Origin of the sequence: Candidatus Accumulibacter sp. ACC005, from assembly GCF_907163215.1 — a bacterium.
Lineage (GTDB): Bacteria > Pseudomonadota > Gammaproteobacteria > Burkholderiales > Rhodocyclaceae > Accumulibacter > Accumulibacter regalis.
This window is the reverse complement of the sequence record NZ_CAJQUB010000008.1, coordinates 149,847-164,075: the sequence shown is the minus strand read 5'-3', so window position 1 is coordinate 164,075 and position 14,229 is coordinate 149,847. Positions and strand designations below refer to the sequence as shown.

At 58.4% G+C, this 14,229-nt stretch carries 14 protein-coding genes and 2 pseudogenes; 9 read left to right on the top strand and 7 right to left on the bottom strand.

Features of this window, described 5'->3' with window-relative positions:
• A pseudogene (locus tag QZ613_RS10935) lies at window positions 1-265 on the top strand (hypothetical protein); the annotation flags it as partial.
• Window positions 262-411, top strand: a complete 150-nt coding sequence (locus QZ613_RS10930) for a hypothetical protein (RefSeq protein ID WP_291982424.1) — start codon at window positions 262-264, stop codon at window positions 409-411. The pseudogene QZ613_RS10935 and the gene QZ613_RS10930, both read left to right, overlap by 4 nt.
• 20 nt (window positions 412-431) lie before the next feature.
• On the opposite strand, the gene QZ613_RS10925 is transcribed toward QZ613_RS10930, so the two are convergent.
• Window positions 432-1,193 (bottom strand): glycosyltransferase, encoded by a 762-nt coding sequence (locus QZ613_RS10925; protein ID WP_291982423.1) that lies wholly within the window; start codon window positions 1,191-1,193, stop codon window positions 432-434.
• A gap of 257 nt (window positions 1,194-1,450) precedes the next feature.
• Here QZ613_RS10925 and QZ613_RS10920 point away from each other — a divergent pair, with 257 nt between their 5' ends.
• On the top strand, window positions 1,451-1,936 hold the full coding sequence (locus QZ613_RS10920; protein WP_291982421.1) for a hypothetical protein: 486 nt from the start codon (window positions 1,451-1,453) through the stop codon (window positions 1,934-1,936).
• Window positions 1,937-2,174: 238 nt separating this feature from the next.
• Here QZ613_RS10920 and QZ613_RS10915 read toward each other — a convergent pair whose 3' ends face one another.
• Complete coding sequence (locus tag QZ613_RS10915; RefSeq protein WP_291903873.1) at window positions 2,175-3,359, bottom strand: transposase; 1,185 nt, start codon at window positions 3,357-3,359, stop codon at window positions 2,175-2,177.
• A gap of 150 nt (window positions 3,360-3,509) precedes the next feature.
• Between QZ613_RS10915 and QZ613_RS10910 the strand changes: the two genes are divergently transcribed.
• Both QZ613_RS10910 and QZ613_RS10905 read left to right on the top strand, forming a co-directional pair.
• Complete coding sequence (locus QZ613_RS10910; RefSeq protein ID WP_291982419.1) at window positions 3,510-3,974, top strand: hypothetical protein; 465 nt, start codon at window positions 3,510-3,512, stop codon at window positions 3,972-3,974.
• The gene (locus QZ613_RS10905) at window positions 3,974-4,555 is read left to right on the top strand and encodes a DDE-type integrase/transposase/recombinase (RefSeq protein ID WP_291982417.1); all 582 of its coding nucleotides are present in this window, start codon (window positions 3,974-3,976) and stop codon (window positions 4,553-4,555) included. The genes QZ613_RS10910 and QZ613_RS10905 overlap by 1 nt, the downstream gene beginning before the upstream one ends.
• Before the next feature lie 25 nt (window positions 4,556-4,580).
• Here QZ613_RS10905 and QZ613_RS10900 read toward each other — a convergent pair.
• Window positions 4,581-6,145 (bottom strand): IS3 family transposase gene (locus tag QZ613_RS10900; protein ID WP_291982415.1). Its coding sequence is split into 2 segments (ribosomal slippage): window positions 4,581-5,704 and window positions 5,704-6,145, totalling 1,566 coding nucleotides; the frame shifts between segments, so codons are not numbered across the junction.
• A 72-nt stretch (window positions 6,146-6,217) separates the two neighbouring features.
• Here QZ613_RS10900 and QZ613_RS10895 point away from each other — a divergent pair.
• The 3 genes and pseudogenes from QZ613_RS10895 to QZ613_RS10885 all read left to right on the top strand — a co-directional run.
• Window positions 6,218-6,682, top strand: a pseudogene (locus QZ613_RS10895) (integrase core domain-containing protein); the annotation flags it as partial.
• 36 nt (window positions 6,683-6,718) lie between these two features.
• The gene (locus QZ613_RS10890; RefSeq protein WP_366144454.1) at window positions 6,719-7,438 is read left to right on the top strand and encodes a transposase; all 720 of its coding nucleotides are present in this window, start codon (window positions 6,719-6,721) and stop codon (window positions 7,436-7,438) included.
• A gap of 158 nt (window positions 7,439-7,596) precedes the next feature.
• Window positions 7,597-8,850 carry an ISL3 family transposase gene (locus tag QZ613_RS10885; protein WP_291982413.1) on the top strand — a complete coding sequence of 418 codons (1,254 nt, stop codon included), beginning with the start codon at window positions 7,597-7,599 and terminating at the stop codon, window positions 8,848-8,850.
• A gap of 284 nt (window positions 8,851-9,134) precedes the next feature.
• Here the strand turns inward: QZ613_RS10885 and QZ613_RS21135 are convergent, their stop codons facing one another.
• The 3 genes from QZ613_RS21135 to QZ613_RS10875 all read right to left on the bottom strand — a co-directional run bounded on the left by QZ613_RS21135 (window position 9,135) and on the right by QZ613_RS10875 (window position 11,748).
• On the bottom strand, window positions 9,135-9,485 hold the full coding sequence (locus QZ613_RS21135) for an acyltransferase (protein ID WP_366144453.1): 351 nt from the start codon (window positions 9,483-9,485) through the stop codon (window positions 9,135-9,137).
• A gap of 350 nt (window positions 9,486-9,835) precedes the next feature.
• Entirely contained in the window at window positions 9,836-10,822 is a 987-nt protein-coding gene (locus tag QZ613_RS10880; RefSeq protein ID WP_042335901.1) for an IS5 family transposase, read from the bottom strand.
• A 158-nt stretch (window positions 10,823-10,980) separates the two neighbouring features.
• Window positions 10,981-11,748, bottom strand: coding sequence for a hypothetical protein (locus QZ613_RS10875; RefSeq protein ID WP_291982409.1), 768 nt, complete (start codon window positions 11,746-11,748; stop codon window positions 10,981-10,983).
• Window positions 11,749-12,167: 419 nt separating this feature from the next.
• Here QZ613_RS10875 and QZ613_RS10870 point away from each other — a divergent pair, with 419 nt between their 5' ends.
• The gene (locus tag QZ613_RS10870; RefSeq protein WP_291982407.1) at window positions 12,168-13,421 is read left to right on the top strand and encodes an ISL3 family transposase; all 1,254 of its coding nucleotides are present in this window, start codon (window positions 12,168-12,170) and stop codon (window positions 13,419-13,421) included.
• A 483-nt stretch (window positions 13,422-13,904) separates the two neighbouring features.
• On the opposite strand, the gene QZ613_RS10865 is transcribed toward QZ613_RS10870, so the two are convergent.
• On the bottom strand, window positions 13,905-14,225 hold the full coding sequence (locus QZ613_RS10865; protein WP_291982405.1) for a hypothetical protein: 321 nt from the start codon (window positions 14,223-14,225) through the stop codon (window positions 13,905-13,907).
• Window positions 14,226-14,229: the final 4 nt, after the last annotated feature.

Genomic DNA, 14,229 nt, shown 5'->3' with positions numbered 1-14,229 from the left:
CGACTTCGTGCGCTGGTACAACACGGAGCACCGCCATAGCGGCATTCGCTACGTCACCCCAGAGCAACGTCATGCCGGCGACGATGAGCCACTCTTGGCGGCCCGTCATTTACTCTACCAAGCAGCGCGTGCGAAGCACCCAGCGCGCTGGAGTCGACACACTCGGAACTGGTCACCCATCGCTGCCGTGACGCTCAACCCGGAACGGGATGGCGTGGTGGCTGCGGTCACCACTACTAGCAAGAGTATGCCATTGGCAGCATGAACTCAGGCGACAACTGTCTTGACATCTACCGCTATCGCCGCGTCGAAAACTTCATCGCCATGGCCTACCTCATCGCTGGAAAGCTCACTCATTTGCCCGCCTCGCCCTTCGCCCCATTCTTGCCCGTTCCACAGAAAACGACCTAAACCCTCATTTGATCAGCGTTTTACCGAATAACAGCTCGAACGGCATAAAATAAAAAACAACGGAAACTCTTTACGAAAGACAGGCCTTCCAGTTTCCGGTATATCTCCCATTGCCGTTTTGCTTTTTTTAACTTGTTTCTAGATATGGAATTTGGCGTAATTCGATAGTGCGTTAGTGCTTCAGGAAGCAAGTATGCATTCTTCCCAGATTTTAGAATTTTAAGCCAAAGCGCATAATCTTGCCCCGTGCGGACCAAAGGCATCTTCAAATTGGCAAATTGACTTCGTCGCAACATGACCGTTGAACAACCAAGCGTGGCAGCTTTACACAGCATATCCTCATACGTAAAAAAACGAACACGCTGCTTATCGACAATCTTGCCAATGCTCCCACCTACATTGTCTATAATCTCATAGGCAGTAAATGAAAAGTCTATTTCCGCCCCCATAAAGTCGATCTGCCTTTCCAATTTATCCGGCATCCAAATGTCGTCGCTATCAATAAAAGCAACAAATACCCCGCTAGCGTTTGCGATCGACAAATTTCTCGATACCGCAGCACCTGAATTAGTGGGGTTTTTGAGAACTGTGATCCTCTTATCCCGCATTACTAAATCTTCAAGAATAGAAATTGTGTTATCGGTTGAACAATCGTCAGTTATTAGCCACTCCCAGCATTCGTGTGACTGATTCGCAATTGACCGATATGTCTCAAGAATATAATTCGCCGAATTATACGTCGGAGTAATGATTGAAACGAGACTCGTTCTGTATGAATCCATTATTTTAGGCTCTATGTCGTTTCGTATGGAACCGGCGATGGGTTTCGCGTTTTGAGGGAGCGGCGATGTCAAGGGCGGACGCAGTCCAATCCTCTCAACTTAGCATAAATGCATAGCGGCGATCGTGGCTTGAATGGCGTTCATTTTAATTGCATAATTGAGGTGTAACGTATTGTTTATAAATGGTAATTGCATGACGCCCTTCATATGCGAAAGTAATTAACGGGCTTGCCAACTATCTGTTTTCACAGGAGTTATTGGAAGGCGCCCGTCTCAAGCCGAAGTATTTCACCCGCGACCGCACGCTCAGCTTCCCAACCGTCCTGACGTTCTTGCTGTCCGGCGTACAAGGTGCGGTCCAGGCTGAACTGGACCAGTTCTTTGCCAACCTGAGAAATCGTGCGGACTCGGTCCGCTTGGTGAGCGCCCAGGCTTTCTGCAAGGCGCGCTACAAGATTAGTGCTTTGGTGTTCGGTGACGTCAATCGAAAGTTGATGGACCTGGTCGAGGAGCATCTGCCGGTGCCGCGATGGCAGGGTCTGCGGATAGTGGCTAGCGATACCGCGGCGGTCCGGCTGACGACGATGAAAGAAAGTGTACGTTCGATCGTCACGGGCGTGGCGTTTGGCCTGTACTTGCCGGGAATTGAGATGTTCCTTCACTTCGCGTTGCAGCAGGGCGCGTGTGACGAGCGCCAGATGCTCTTCGAGGTGATCGAGCGGCTGCCCCCTGTGCCAATATGACCTGAGACACCTACCCCTGACGAATTAGAGTAGAAAGGTAGGTTTCCATCATGAGCCTCTTGCAAAACTCCCCCGCGGGAACTGCTGAGCCGCGGGATTCGCTCTCTGGGAGCGATTTTTGTCGCGAGGGAAGCTGCCTTGGCCGAGCGGCTAACCTGATGGCATTATTTGTCTCATTGGGGGCAACGACCGCCCTGCATCATCGGATGCACCGCGGTCGGAGAGGAAACACAGGCGGTCATTCTCGTAATCGCATCAACTGGTCGGCGGTCAGAGCCAGGATACCGAACATCAAGTGTGCCATCACCTTGGCGTCGCCCTTGACCATGATGGTGTTGCCGCCGAATTCGTCCTTGAGCCGCGCATTGCTGCGCTCGGCGACGGTGCGTTCGTTGTAACGAATGGCCTCGGCCGGTGCGAATTCGATCTTCTCGCCGCGACGCGGGTTGTGATCGATCAGCGGAACGTGGCCGAGACTCCGGCAGTGCTCACGCAATTCGGTGCTGCAATAGGCCGCATCCATGACATCGTAGAGGTTGGTCACCCGCTCGGCACTGATCAGTGATAGCGGGATGGCGGCACGGCTGTCGTGCATCGAGGCGCTTGAAAGCAGCGCCGCGATGGGCACGCCACAGTCGGCGGTGTCGAGATGCAGCTTATAGCCGTTCCAGCTGACCTTGTAGCCTTGGGCGTTGCACTTCGTGCCGCGATCACACGCCGTCGGAATCTCATCGAGCATTTGCGCCAACGTCTGCCCGCGTTGGCGCTGGATCGGCGACTCCTTCGCGGGTGGTCGTGTCTCGCCGCGCCGAGGGCGGCCACGTCTCTTCGCCGGTGGCGGCGTTTCTGCCGCTGGCGCACTCGCTTCGGAAGGGCTCTCTTCCTTGGGGAGCACCGAGGGCTGCGCCGCCGGGACCTCTTCGGGCACGGCCGCCTCGCTCCGGGACGGATGTTCGCGTGCTTCAATGGCCGTGCCGTCGCGGCTGATATGTCCGATCAGTTCATCCCCGAGATGTGCCTTGACGAGGGCTTCATGAACTCGCAGGCCCAACTCCCCCTGGGCAAACTCGTCGAAGGCACGCGAGAAGGTGGCTTCAGAAGGCAGTTTCTTGCACAGAGGAAAGCCACAGATGCGTCGCAGCGCACGGTCTATCGTCAGGCGCTCAATCAGCCCTACCGTGGTATTCAGCCCCAATACCGACTTGGCCACGAAAGCGTTCGCCAGCCACGCCCGCTCTACCGGCGGACGCCCCACGCCACACCAGTTTGATCCCGTGAATTCCTCAATGCGCACCCATTCCAGGATGTGCACGACCTTCTCCAACTTCGGTGTCAGCGGACCTTCAGCCCTTAACTCGGGCAGCAGTTCGTGCTGAATCACGTTCCATCGTTGCATGATCAGGTCGCGTTGGGTAGTATCCATTTTGCAGGCGTTATGATGTTGGTCTTGAGAAACCCATCATGCCAGAAATGGCCGCCTGCGTCCTCCGCTTTCGCCCCCAGCGGCAAAAAAATCAGCCCTGCAGTGTCAGTCTTGCAAGAGGCTCTCATGACAAACGACACGAAGGATCTGATGAACGGACAAGCCGCACAGGCGATGGATGACGCGTTGGAAGGAGCCCGTAGGGCGACTGGAAACGCGTCATCCATCGCGCCGCCGAACCCCGAGGTGGTGGCGACGGCGCGCCGCCGCCAGTTCTCCAGCGCTGACAGGCTGCGCATCCTGGCACTCGCCGACGGCTGCACGAACGTGGGCGAGATTGGCGCCCTGTTACGCCGGGAGGGCATCTACTCCTCCCTGCTCGCCACCTGGCGCAAAAAGCGCGCGGCGATCGAACAGGCCGCACTCGAACCGCAAAAGCGTGGGCGTAAGGCCGACCCGGCGCTGGCCGAGGCGCGGCGGCTGGAGCAGCTCACCCGGGAGAACGACCGCTTGCGTCGCCAACTCGCCCAGGCCCACACCATCATCGATGTCCAAAAAAAAGTTTGTATGCTGCTGGGGCAGCTGACGGACGACGCGCCGGACGGGAGATCCTGATGCGCGCGGTCAATGTCCTGGCGTCCGAGGTGGGGCTGGCACCCGCCTGCTCCGCCCTGCGTATCCCTCGCAGCACGGTCTATCGGGATGATGCGCGTCGGCGGTGCTTGAGCGTTTCGCCGCTGACGTCATCGCTGCGACCGGCGCCACCGCTGGCCTTCAGCCCTGCTGAGCGGCAGGCGCTGCGCGACGTGCTGTGCAGCGAGCGCTTTGCCGACTGCGCGCCGCCGAGCATCTACGCCACCCTGCTCGACGAAGGCCGCTACCTGGGCTCGGTGCGCACCATGTACCGCCTGCTGGCCGCCGATGGTCAAGCACGCGAAAGGCGTAATCAGCTTACTCATCCTGCCTACTTCAAACCCGAACTGCTGGCCACCGGACCGAATCAGGTCTGGAGTTGGGACATCACGAAGCTCAAGGGGCCGCTCAAGTGGACTTGCTTCCAGCTGTACGTGATCCTCGACATCTTCAGCCGCTATGTCGTCGGCTGGTTGATCGCGCCGCGTGAGAGCGCCGAACTGGCCAGGCAGTTGATTGCCAAGACCGTCGCCAAACAGGGCGTTGAGCCACGAACGCGGTAGATGTCAAGACAGTTGTCGCCTGAGTTCATGCTGCCAATGGCATACTCTTGCTAGTAGTGGTGACCGCGGCCACGACGCCATCCCGTTCCGGGTTGAGCGTCACGGCAGCGATGGGTGACCAATTCCGGGTGTGTCGACTCCAACGCGCCGGGTGCTTCGCACGCGCTGCTTGGTAGAGCAAATGACGGGCCGCCAAGAGGCCCTCATCGTCGCCGGCATGACGTTGCTCTGGGGTGACGTAGCGAATGCCGCTATGGCGGTGCTCCGTGTTGTACCAGCGCACGAAGTCGCGACCCCAGACGCGTGCTTGCTCGATGCTCGCGAAACCCCGTGCCGGGAATTCCGGCCGGTACTTCGCCGTGCGAAAGAGCGCTTCGGCATAAGCGTTGTCGTCGGACACGCGCGGTCGCGAGTAGGACGGTTTGATCCCCAGCCAATGCAGCATCGCCAGGACCGTGGTGGCCTTCAGGGTTGAGCCGTTGTCACCGTGCAGAACCGGTTTGGACGCCAGGGAGTGAATACCCTCGGCCAAGGCCGTGCGTTTGACCAAGTGTGCGGCATGGTCAGAATCGTCCTTGGTCTCGACCGTGAAGCCGACGATCTTGCGGCTATACAAGTCCAGGATCAGGTAGAGATAGAACCACTGCCCGATGACCTGGGTGGGCAAATAAGTCATGTCCCAGCACCAGACCTGACGCGGGCCGGTAGCGATCTGCGTCGTGGGCGGCTTGGGGCTGGCCGTTGGCGCCTGAGCGCGACCGCGGTGGTGCACTTGATCGTGTTCACGCAAGACCCGGTAGAAGCTTGATTCGCTGGCGATATAACGCCCTTCGTCGGCCAAGGCGGGGACGATGCGGGCAGGTGGCAATGCCGCGAAGCGGGGCTCATTGGCGACGCTGACGATCTCAGCACGCTCGGTATCGGTCAGTGCGTGCGCCGGGATGGGGCGCTCCGCCAGTGGCCGACCATCACCGTCTTGCAGGCCGGCGCCCGCCTTCCAGCGCTGGCAAGTGCGCGCATCAATGCCGACAATCTCGCACGCCTTGGCGAGCCGAGCGCCGGCCTGGCGTGCGCTGTCGATGTGGGCCACGAGGGTTCGGCGATCTTCCAGGCGGATCATTCGTCCGCGCCCCCCGGGAAGATCGCCGAGAGCTTTTTTGAGAGCACCAATAGCGCGGCGGTTTCGGCCAGGGCCTTGTCCTTGCGCAACAGCTCTCGTTCCAGTTCCTTGATGCGCTTCCTGTCGGCTCGAGTTTCGCCGTGGCTGGCCCGTGCTTCGCCCGGCTCGGCGAGTGCTTCGGTGGCGCCTTGCCGCCAGCGTTCAAGTTCGCTGGGATACAGTCCGTGCTCCCGGCACCAGGCGTTCTGTCCCACCTTATCCAGCGCCGCCGTGGCCACTACCGCCTCCAGCCGGGCGGCCGCTGACCAGGCCCGCTCGCGAGCGGGCCTGGTCAGCGCCTCGCTCCGCCAGCGTTCCAGCGTCGTCACCGAGATGCCTACCTCTTGCGACAAGGCCTCTATCGCCAGACTCTCCGGCGGCAGCAACCTCGCCACCACTCGATCCTTCATCGCTTGTCCGTATCGTGCCATTTCGCTACCTCGCTATCGCCCCCAAGTTTCAGATTCTATCGAGGCGGCAACTACTCTGACACAGGGGGAACGCTCACGGTCCATGCCGACCGCGGGACCAGCATGCGATCCAAGCTTGTGGCAGAACTGCTGGTGGACCTCGATGTGGCCAAGTCCCACAGCCGCCCCTACGTCTCCGACGACAACCCCTTCTCGGAGGCGCAGTTCAAGACCTTGAAGTACCGCCCTGACTTCCCCGAGCGCTTCGGCAGCATCGAAGAAGCCCGCGCTCACTGCCAGCGCTTCTTCCAGTGGTACAACGAACAGCATCGCCATTCCGGCATCGGCTTCATGACTCCGACCGCGGTCCACCATGGCCAGGCTGCACAGCTGTTCGAGCAACGGGCCGACACCCTGAACACTGCCTTCGCTGCTCACCCGAGGCGATTCAAGGGCCACTGCCCGCAACCTCCAACGCTGCCCAGCGCCGCCTGGATCAACCCACCCAAGCAGGAGAACTCGCCGACGAAAACACCCGATCCATGCTCACTAAATTAATGTGCATCGGTGTCTCAAAGTCATTGACACGTTCCGCTGCAGGTCGACGACCTGCTGGTCCTCGACCGCGGCTTTCCTTGCCGCTGGCTGGCGGCAGCACTCACCGCGCGCGGGATCCCTTTCTGTATTCGCTGTGACATTTCCCGTGGATTCAGGGTGGTACGCGAGTTCATGCGCTCGGGGCAGAGCGAGCAGCTGGTGAGCCTGCGTGCGCCGAATGCGCGCGATGCGCAGGACTACGAGTGCCCGGCGACGCCGACAACGGTTCGCTTGGTGCGGGTGACCACGCCGAACGGGCGGCAACATGTGGTGATGACTTCGCTGCTTGACGCCGTCGCTTTCCCGGCGGCCGTCTTTGGCGCCTTGTACCACGGCCGTTGGCGGATCGAAGAAGCGTTTCGCCGGCTCAAGCATCGCTTGGGGCTCGAACATACCTCCGGCTTGTCCTGGCAAGCGGCCAATCAGGATTTCGGTGCCAAGGCCGTCTTCGACAACCTCAATGCCCTGGCTGCCTACGTCGCCACCGACGCGCATCTGGACGCCGATTCGCCATGGAAGATCAACCGTACCTTGGCGATCGACAAGATCAAGCGCCAGATCGGCCGTTGGTTGCTCGCCGCCGGTGCGACGACGCGGCGATTGAAGCCCCTCATTCACGAGATTGCCGCCAACCTTCAGAAGTTTGTCGCTGGCCGCTCCAAGCCTCGAACGCCGCAGCGAAAACCGCATCGCTACCACGCCTACAAGCCGGTATGACGGAATGCTAAGTTGAGAGGATTGGGACGCAGTCCGGGCGCAGCCGAACCCTTTACATCGCCACCCCCTCGCTTACGCTCCCTCTGGGCCGAGGAAGGCAGTCTGCCGCCCTCGGCATGAAGGACAATGGCGGCCTTTCCTCTCGCGGCTGCTTCCTCATGATTGAAACGCTGTTCACCCAGGCTCTGGGTCTCGTTGCTCCTTGGCAGGTCGATGAAGTCATCTTCAAGCCAGAGAACGGGCGGATCGACTTCCAGGTCCGATTTGGCGCGGCCGTCCATGCCTGTCCGGCCTGTGGTGCGGCGGCGCAGCCGCTCCACGACCGCTTGGCGCGCTCTTGGCGCCATCTGGATTTCTTCCAGTACGAGGCCCACCTGCATGCCGAGGTGCCGCGAGTGGCCTGTGCCGGTTGCGGCAAGGTGACGCAGATCGCCGTACCCTGGGCGCGTGAAGGCAGTCGCTTCACCCTGCTGTTCGAGGCCTTGACGCTGATGCTGGCGCCGACCATGTCGGTCCTGGCGGCCGGCCGACTGCTGCGTGTGCGCAGTCGCCGACTGTGGCGCGTGATCAATCATCATGTGGGCCGGGCGCGCGCCCGGGAAAGTCATGCCAGGGTTCGCGCGATCGGCGTCGATGAGACCGCGAGCAAGCGCGGCCAGACGTACCTCTCTGTTTTTTATGACCTCGACGCACAGCGTCTGCTGTTTGCGACGCCGGGCCGGGACAAGGCCACGCTCGGGAAGTTCGCCAGCGACCTCAGGGCGCATGGTGGCCAGCCCACCGCGATCACCCATGTCAGCATGGACATGAGCGGCTCGTTTCAGGCCGGCGCCGCCGAGCACTTTCCAGCAGCCGAGGTCTGCTTTGATCGCTTTCACGTCGTTGCTCTGAGCAGCACGGCGCTGGACGAGGTGCGACGCGCCGAGGTCAAGACCGCGCCCGAACTCAAAGGCACCCGCTGGGGCCTGCACAAGAAACCCGCCGACTGGACCGTCAAGCAAACCGACACCATGTACTGGTTGCAGCGCTCGAACCTCAAGACCGCACGGGCCTGGCGGATCAAGCAGGCGCTGCGCTCCATCTACGCCACCGCCACGACACCTGACGAGGCCAACCCCCTGCTCAAGCGCTGGCTCAGTTGGGCCAGCCGCTGCCGACTCGAACCCTTCAAGCGCCTCGGCCGGACGATTAGCAAGCATCTTCCTGGCGTCCTCAACGGTTTTCACCCCGGCAAGCACAATGGCCGGGTCGAAGCGATGAATCGAGCGCTCCAGGAGGCGCGCGCAAGGGCACGTGGCTATCGCCGCGTCGAAAACTTCATCGCCATGGCCTACCTCATCGCTGGAAAGCTCACTCATTTGCCCGCCTCGCCCTTCGCCCCATTCTTGCCCGTTCCACACGAAACGACCTAAACCCCAAATTGCGCCTGCGGCATGAAGCAGGACGGGGATAGGGAGAGTTCGCGCCAAAACCGGTGGGAATAGTCATATTGTCTATTAGTATTTACTAATAGTACACCAACGCCTTTTTCCAGCTATAGATCCGCCGGCAGCTCCTTCAGCCACTCCTCGTCCATCTGGAAAAGTCATATTTGTTTAGGCGCATCCCGTCGTAGCTATCGCGCATCGTCAAGCCCAAGAATTCCGCCGCGCAACCATGTCCGCGGCCGTCTTTCTGAAGCAAACGTTAACGTTACCTAACCCCGTTTAATCTGCTCTTCCTTCAGACGATAGTAATGAGCAGAATCACGTGTCTTGAAGGACAAAGCAGGGTTGCCTCCTGCTATTGCAAGTGGAGCGATGTCGCGAGAAACAACGGATCCTGCTTGAATTATTGCCCCCTCACCAATCTTGACGCCGCCCAATATGATAACTCGATCACCAATCCATACATTCTCTTGGATATGCACCTCCTTATCAACATTCAAGTTGCCATAGGGAAGTTTGTTCGCCCGTCGGTAGTCATGAAATGCCGAAATTATTAGGCAGCCTTGCCCAGAGTGGAAGTGACTTCCAATCGTAACTCTGCCACTTCCTCTGACTCGCATTCCATTGAAATGCGTATCATGTCCCAAATGCGTATTCCGACTGAAGATGGTGAAACCATTAACCGTTGGCCTCGCCGCGTATGAGCCAAGACGTGCCATCGCTATCGATGTGAACAAAAAGCGGACTATCACCCTAACGAGCTTCACTTCGATATACCTTTCGATATCCGTACGAGATACCCATCATAAAATTCGTCCGAGTTAGGGAAGCGCTGATCAATCAACCGCCGATGCGTCACCGACCCGCTCGGCAGTGTTTTTTTTGAATCCCGCCGCGATTTTCGTCAGACTGGCAAAAAATTCCGCGGTTTTCTACCCTTTTTGGCCCATTTCCGGGCCTTTCGTCCTATTCAGGACGCAACTTGGCCATCAAGTGCCAATAGCTTTCGCTTCGCAATCATGAGATTGGCCAAAGCGAACAGCGTGTGCAGCTGTGCCGTGTTCTTGTCCAGCCCCTTGTAACGAACCTTCTTGTAGTGAAAGAGGTTCTTCACGATGTGGAAAGGATGCTCGACTTTGGATCGGATGCTGGCTTTCAGCGATTCCAGTTTGCGTAGCAGCTGACCAAACCCGCTCTCTTCCGAGACGGCCTTGCGCTTGCCGCGCTTCATGGCGATCTCCCAGTTGACGTCCCGGTCCTTCAGCTCTTCCCGCTTGTCGGCGTCGACATAGCCCGCATCCAGAAAGACGTCCTTCTCCTCGCCGTGCAGCAGATGTTCGGTCTGCGTTACGTCCGCTTCGTTCGCCGAGGTGCCGACGACGGTATGTACCAAGCCGCTCTCGGCATCGACACCAATGTGGGCCTTCATGCCGAAGTACCACTGGTTGCCTTTCTTGGTCTGGTGCATGTCGGGGTCACGGGCATTGGCCTGGTTCATGACCGACGGCGGGGCGGCGATGATCGTGGCGTCGGCGATGGTGCCTTCGCGCATCATCAGTCCCGCTGCAGCCAGCACAGTGTTGACCGCCTCGAGCAGCTTCTTCGCCAGTCCATGCTGCTCCAGCAGGTGGCGGAACTGCAGCACGGTGCTCGCATCCGGAGCCGCCTCTCTGGACAGGTCGATTCCGACAAATCTCTGTAACGCCTGACTGTCGGTGATGGCGTCTTCGACACCTTCATCCGACAGCCCATTCCACTGCTGTACGAAGTACATCCGCAGCATTCGCTCCAGTCCTACCGGCGGCCGGCCTCGCTTGCCCTTCGGGTAGTGCGGCTCGACCACCGCGAACAATTCTGCCCATGGCATGACCTGTTCCATCTCGTCGAGAAAAACCTCGCGTCGCGTCCGTCGCTTCTTCCGTTGAAACTCGGCCTGGGAAAAACTGATCTGCTTCATCTGGGGTGGCTCGCGCAGGATTGATGGGTGAATTATACCATACATATATCTGGCGATTAAATCAGCGTTTCCCTAGGGCCACAAAGCGTTGGTCGCCGTTAGTAAAACCTAACCTACTATTAAATTAAGCCCGCCATTTTTGGCTGTACCCTATCAGGTCACAAGTTATCTATATAATAATCATATACCGCAAGAATGCTCGCCCTGTGCTTTTGAGGGTCAATCCTTATGTACTTAACCTGACATCCATATATTTTTTTTAAAGTGTATAATGCGGTCGAATAAAATGATATCACCTCTCCTGGGCACTTTCCTTCGTTAAACGCATATAACTCTATTGGGTAACTTATTGGTTTAATGCTCACACCCCAAATACCGCTAATCAAATCAAGCTTTAAAGCCGATTCATTTCGGTGAGGTATATAAATCAGCACTTTTCCCGGGCAGGCATCCGCAGCTTTTTTTACATGCGAAATATACTCAACCTCAGATATTATGTCATTTTCTGACAATGGGCACCCAAGAAACATTTGGCCCGCCAATTTGCCAATATTTGCCTCATTTTGAATCGCCATTTTCAGCTGCGCAAAAGTATTTTCGACGAAACTTTCTTCTCCCACTTTCCATGGCAACTTAAATACCGTAAATATTGTGGCTGGACTCTCTAGATTGTCTCTAGCGTTGCCAGCACGCAATTTAGAGAGCGTCTTTGTTCCGTCATCTACAAATATGAGCTTTCTTTTTGGCGTCCATAAACAGACAAGGCTCAGAAGACGTGACTCCCGGTTTCCAATAATTACCTTGTCGCAATTTATGGTCTTTAAAAACAAGAACATAGAGTAGACCGGGGCAATCATTTTTTCTGTTATTGTGTTTCCCACAGTGATGATGCAAATCTTGGCCAACGGTATGTTCAGCAGCTCCACCGTTCTCTTTATTTGCCGATTATTTTCACGAAATGAATTTAGTCGACAAACGATTTGCCATCTTTCGAATCCAAAATGCTGTATAGCCTCGATCGCGCATAGTAATTGAAATGGCGATTCTATAAATGCGATGGCGGATTGTTCATATGGCGGTTTATTCAAGTCCTTCATCCCCTAGTGCATCTCGTTATACACAACTCGCTCAACATAACTTGGGGGTCTATGCCGTTTTGTGTGGAACGGGCGCTGGTTTTGTCAGTTTGAGGGGACGGCGATGTCAAGGGCGGACGCAGTCCGGGCGCAGCCGAACCCTTTACATCGCCACCCCCTCGCTTACGCTCCCTCTGGGCCGAGGAAGGCAGTCTGCCGCCCTCGGCATGGAGGACAATGGCGGCCTTTCCTCTCGCGGCTGCTTCCTCATGATTGAAACGCTGTTCACCCAGGCTCTGGGTCTCGTTGCTCCTTGGCAGGTCGATGAAGTCATCTTCAAGCCAGAGAACGGGCGGATCGATTTCCAGGTCGGATTTGGCGCCGCCATTCACGCTTGCCCAGCTTGCGGTGCAGCGGCGCAGCCGCTCCACGACCGCTTGGCGCGCTCTTGGCGCCATCTGGATTTCTTCCAGTACGAAGCCCATCTGCATGCCGAGGTGCCGCGAGTGGCCTGTGCCGGTTGCGGCAAGGTGACGCAGATCGCCGTACCCTGGGCGCGTGAAGGCAGTGGCTTCACCCTGCTGTTCGAGGCGTTGACGCTGATGCTGGCGCCGACCATGTCGGTCCTGGCGGCCGGCCGACTGCTGCGTGTGCGCAGTCGCCGACTGTGGCGCGTGATCAATCATCATGTGGGCCGGGCGCGCGCACAGGAAAGTCATGCCAGGGTTCGCGCGATCGGCGTCGATGAGACCGCGAGCAAGCGCGGTCAGACGTACCTCTCTGTTTTTTATGACCTCGACGCACAGCGTCTGCTGTTTGCGACGCCGGGCCGGGACAAGGCCACGCTCGGGAAGTTCGCCAGCGACCTCAGGGCGCATGGTGGCCAGCCCACCGCGATCACCCATGTCAGCATGGACATGAGCGGCTCGTTTCAGGCCGGCGCCGCCGAGCACTTTCCAGCAGCCGAGGTCTGCTTTGATCGCTTTCACGTCGTTGCTCTGAGCAGCACGGCGCTGGACGAGGTGCGACGCGCCGAGGTCAAGACCGCGCCCGAACTCAAAGGCACCCGCTGGGGCCTGCACAAGAAACCCGCCGACTGGACCGTCAAGCAAACCGACACCATGTACTGGTTGCAGCGCTCGAACCTCAAGACCGCACGGGCCTGGCGGATCAAGCAGGCGCTGCGCTCCATCTACGCCACCGCCACGACACCTGACGAGGCCAACCCCCTGCTCAAGCGCTGGCTCAGTTGGGCCAGCCGCTGCCGACTCGAACCCTTCAAGCGCCTCGGCCGGACGATTAGCAAGCATCTTCCTGGCGTCCTCAACGGTTTTCACCCCGGCAAACACAATGGCCGGGTCGAAGCGATGAATCGAGCGCTCCAGGAGGCGCGCGCAAGGGCACGTGGCTATCGCCGCGTCGAAAACTTCATCGCCATGGCCTACCTCATCGCTGGAAAGCTCACTCATTTGCCCGCCTCGCCCTTCGCCCCATTCTTGCCCGTTCCACAGAAAACGACCTAAACCCACGAAAGGAGGTTCCCGTAACCGTTCTGTTGCCTCAGCCAAGCCCCTCTTGGCGCCACTATCCTTAGTCGGCGAGCCGACCACCCCGCCTCAAGATATTTTATGATACCGGGTAGCCGCCTGCCGGGTTTGTGTCGTTTCGTGTGGAACGGGGCCGATGCCTGTGCCGAGCCCTTCGGGCGCCCCCACCCCTGACCCCGCCCCCGAGGGCGGGGAAGTCCTCGCCGCCGGACGGGCTCGGGGGCTGGCCGCGGAAAACCGCAACCAGCCCCAAGCCCTTGAGCTTACTAGCGTTGATGGCGCAGTAAAGGGTCCGCTTCGCCGGGCTTTGCCTGCCCTTGACCGCGCCATCAACGCTCGCAACGCCGCTGGTCACGGTGGCTATGCCTGCGCAGCGGCGGAGGTCGGTCGTGGCCCGTTCCACACGAAACGACATAGACCCCGCCTGCCTTTCAACTTGACCGTTAGCCACACTCCCGCCTAAATCCCAACGGGATCTGTCCTTTTCAGAAAATAATGCGCGCATTTGAAAAGCACAATAAATACCCCCACTTCAACTACAAATTTAACCCAAACGGGGATGGCCGCAACCGCGAGAATGACGCCTACCATACCAAACAGTGACAGCCCGGTCCAGATGACAACAAGATGCAGCCTCGACAAGCCGGCATGCTCCACCGATTCGAGCGCCTTAAAGAAAGCCACTATGCTATTTACAAACAGCAAGCTCCCAACGGCACCCGTGACTCCAAAAAAATGCACACCAAAAGGGGTCGCGACAAGGTTAATCACCACCCCCATCACA

Coding starts and splice junctions, on each gene's coding strand:
- QZ613_RS10930 (WP_291982424.1), top strand. CDS start 262: ATGAACTCAGGCGACAACTGTCTTGACATCTACCGCTATCGCCGCGTC.
- QZ613_RS10925 (WP_291982423.1), bottom strand. CDS start 1,193: ATGGATTCATACAGAACGAGTCTCGTTTCAATCATTACTCCGACGTAT.
- QZ613_RS10915 (WP_291903873.1), bottom strand. CDS start 3,359: ATGGATACTACCCAACGCGACCTGATCATGCAACGATGGAACGTGATT.
- QZ613_RS10910 (WP_291982419.1), top strand. CDS start 3,510: ATGAACGGACAAGCCGCACAGGCGATGGATGACGCGTTGGAAGGAGCC.
- QZ613_RS10905 (WP_291982417.1), top strand. CDS start 3,974: ATGCGCGCGGTCAATGTCCTGGCGTCCGAGGTGGGGCTGGCACCCGCC.
- QZ613_RS10885 (WP_291982413.1), top strand. CDS start 7,597: ATGATTGAAACGCTGTTCACCCAGGCTCTGGGTCTCGTTGCTCCTTGG.
- QZ613_RS21135 (WP_366144453.1), bottom strand. CDS start 9,485: ATGCGAGTCAGAGGAAGTGGCAGAGTTACGATTGGAAGTCACTTCCAC.
- QZ613_RS10880 (WP_042335901.1), bottom strand. CDS start 10,822: ATGAAGCAGATCAGTTTTTCCCAGGCCGAGTTTCAACGGAAGAAGCGA.
- QZ613_RS10870 (WP_291982407.1), top strand. CDS start 12,168: ATGATTGAAACGCTGTTCACCCAGGCTCTGGGTCTCGTTGCTCCTTGG.
- QZ613_RS10865 (WP_291982405.1), bottom strand. CDS start 14,225: ATGGGGGTGGTGATTAACCTTGTCGCGACCCCTTTTGGTGTGCATTTT.